Raw genomic sequence first — 2,866 nt, forward strand, 5'->3', positions numbered from 1 at the left:
AACCCGCGGCAAAACACCCCCCCCCCCCGCGCCGCCGGCGCCCCGGGGCGCGGTTCCAGTTCGATTCCGGCCACCAGCCCGATGGTGCGGACATCGATGATGTGCCGCTTGTCCTTCAGGCTGTGCGCCGCATCTTCCCAATAGCTGCCGAGCTCGCTCGCACGGTCGAACAGACTGTCGCGCGCGTATAGGTCGAGCGTCGCCAGCCCCGCCGCGCTTGCCAGCGGGTGCCCTGAATAGGTGTAACCATGGAACAGTTCGATGCCCGCATCGACGCTGTCGAGCACCGCATCGTGCAGCTCGCGCTTCACCGCCACCGCGCCCATCGGCACCGCAGCGTTGGTTAGCCCCTTCGCCATCGTGATGATGTCGGGTGTCACCCCCCACTGCCCCGCAGCGGTCGCGCCGCCGACGCGGCCGAACGCCGTGATTACCTCGTCGAAGATCAGGATGATGCCGTGCTTGTCGCAAATTTCGCGCAGCCGCTGGAGATAGCCGACTGGCGGAACGAGCACCCCGGTCGATCCCGCCATCGGCTCGACGATCACCGCTGCAATCGTCTCGGCGCCGTGCAGGTCGACAAGTCGCTGCAGGTCATCGGCCAGCTCGGCGCCATGCTGCGGAAAGCCGCGCGTGAAGGCGTTGCGTGCGATGTCGTGCGTGTGGCGCAGATGATCAACCCCGGGCAGACCACCTCCGAAAGCGCGGCGGTTGTTGACCAGCCCGCCGACGCTGATCCCGCCAAAGCCGGTGCCATGATAGCCGCGCTCGCGCCCGATCAGCCGCGTCCGCGTCCCCTGCCCCTTGGCACGCTGGACCGCGAGTGCAATTTTTAATGCCGTATCAACCGATTCGGACCCGCTATTGGTAAAGAATATCCGGTCGAGGCCATCGGGCATCAGCGCCGCGAGCCGCTGCGCCAGCTCAAACGGCAACGGGTGGCCAAGCTGAAACGTCGGCGCGAAATCGAGCGTTGCCGCAGCCTTGGCAATGGCTTCGGTAATCTCGGGGCGACAATGACCCGCATTGCTGCACCACAGCCCCGACGTCCCGTCGAGGATCGTCCGCCCGTCGCCGCTCCGATAATACATCCCGCTTGCCGATACGAGCTGGCGCGGGTTCGCCTTGTAGGATCGGTTCGCGGTAAACGGCATCCAGAATGCCGCCAGCGGATCATTTTCGCCCTTCATCGCCATCGCCTCCTTGCCCTGCGCATCAGTGCCGCCCATCCAAGCCCTGCTTGACGACGAGGCGAGCGCCTGGTCAAGCCCGGTCGGCCCAGATTGACGCCTTGCCAAACCTGCGCAAGCAAAGAAACCAGCATATAGCCATGCCAAAAGTGGCTGAATAGCGTCCCCCTCTGGCGCTCCATCGATCCTTGCGATACGCTGCCACTGCACAACGGGCCAACCTCTCGGCCCAATCGGGGGCGCATGTCAGTCAATCTGGAACAATGGATCAGCGACCATAAGATCGACGAAGTCGAATGTATCGTCCCCGACATCAACGGGGTCCAGCGCGGCAAGGTGCTGCCGGCCAAGAAGTTTCTGGCATCGGTGAAGGACAAGTCGCTGCGCATCCCGGGCAGCGTGTTCATCTGCACGATCGACGGCCATTATCCTGAGGACATCGACGACATCTGGGACAAGGATCCCGACAAGATCCTGATCGCCGATCCCGACACCATCTGCGTCGCGCCGGGGTTCAAATCACCGACCGCCTTTGTGATCGCCGACGTGCTCAACCGCGACGGCAGCGAGGTCGACATCGCCCCGCGCACCATCCTGAAAAAAGTGCTCGCGCTCTATGCCGAAAAAGGCTGGCGCCCGGTCATCGCGCCCGAGGTCGAGTTTTACCTCGTGTCGCAGAATGTCGATCCCGACTTTCCGCTGACCCCGCCGACCGGGCAGTCGGGGCGCAGCGAGTCCGCCAGTCAGCCTTACGGGCTGGAAGCGATGAACGAATATGAGGATATCATCGATCATATCTATGACGATTGCGAGCTGATGGGGCTCGATATCGACACGATGATCCACGAAATGGGCGCCGCGCAGCTCGAGGTCAATTTCGAGCATGGCGATCCGCTCCGGCTGGCCGACGAGGTCTTTTTGTTCAAGCGGGCGGTGCGTAGCGTTGCCAAGCAGCACGGCGTCTATGCGACGTTCATGGCCAATCCGATGGCGGGTCAGCCCGGCAGCGCGATGCACATTCACCAGTCGGTCGTCGACGCGGCGACCGGCAAGAACCTGTTCTCGACCGCCAACGGCCGCGACAGCGCGATGTTCCGCAGCTACATCGCCGGCCTCGTCCGCTACATGCCGCAGATCGCGCCGCTGTGGGCGCCCAACGTCAACAGCTTTCGCCGCATGCGCCCCGACAGCGCGGCACCGATCAACGTCCAGTGGGGCGAGGATAACCGCTCGTGCGGGTTCCGGGTGCCGATTTCGGAAAAGGCCAATCGCCGCGTCGAAAACCGCCTGCCCGGCGCCGACAGCAACCCCTATCTGGCGATCGCCGCGTCACTGATCTGCGGTTACATCGGCGTTGTCGATCGCATGGTCCCGGCGAAATCGATCACTGGCAGCGCCTACAACCGCGCCCGCACCCTGCCCCGCACGCTGGAGGCAGCGCTCGACCGCTTCAGCTCGTGCAAGAAGGTCCGCAATCTGCTCGGCGACGATTTCTTCGAAATCTTCTTCGCGGTGAAAGATTATGAGCTGTTCAACTACCAGTCGGTGGTGTCGAGCTGGGAACGCGAACATCTGTTGATGCGGGTTTAGCGTGTCGTCAAAGCCACCTTCCCCGTTCGCGTCGAGCGAAGTCGAGACGCCGTGCAGGCGCGCGGGGTGTCTCGACTTCGCTCGAC

2 protein-coding genes are annotated in these 2,866 nt (G+C 63.6%); one reads left to right on the forward strand and one right to left on the reverse strand.

Going from position 1 to position 2,866, the window contains the following annotated elements:
* On the reverse strand, nucleotides 1-1,229 hold a 1,229-nt coding region (locus K0M74_RS02820), incomplete at its 3' end, for an aspartate aminotransferase family protein (protein ID WP_293967695.1).
* A gap of 204 nt (nucleotides 1,230-1,433) precedes the next feature.
* Between K0M74_RS02820 and K0M74_RS02825 the strand changes: the two genes are divergently transcribed.
* Complete coding sequence (locus K0M74_RS02825) at nucleotides 1,434-2,780, forward strand: glutamine synthetase family protein (protein WP_088440755.1); 1,347 nt, start codon at nucleotides 1,434-1,436, stop codon at nucleotides 2,778-2,780.
* Nucleotides 2,781-2,866 lie beyond the last annotated feature (86 nt).

It is taken from the genome of Sphingopyxis sp., assembly GCF_019459305.1.
In the GTDB taxonomy this organism is placed as follows: Bacteria; Pseudomonadota; Alphaproteobacteria; order Sphingomonadales; family Sphingomonadaceae; genus Sphingopyxis.

What these genes read in the sequence shown, in the direction of transcription:
- K0M74_RS02825 (WP_088440755.1), top strand. Translation starts at nt 1,434, where the DNA reads ATGTCAGTCAATCTGGAACAATGGATCAGCGACCATAAGATCGACGAA.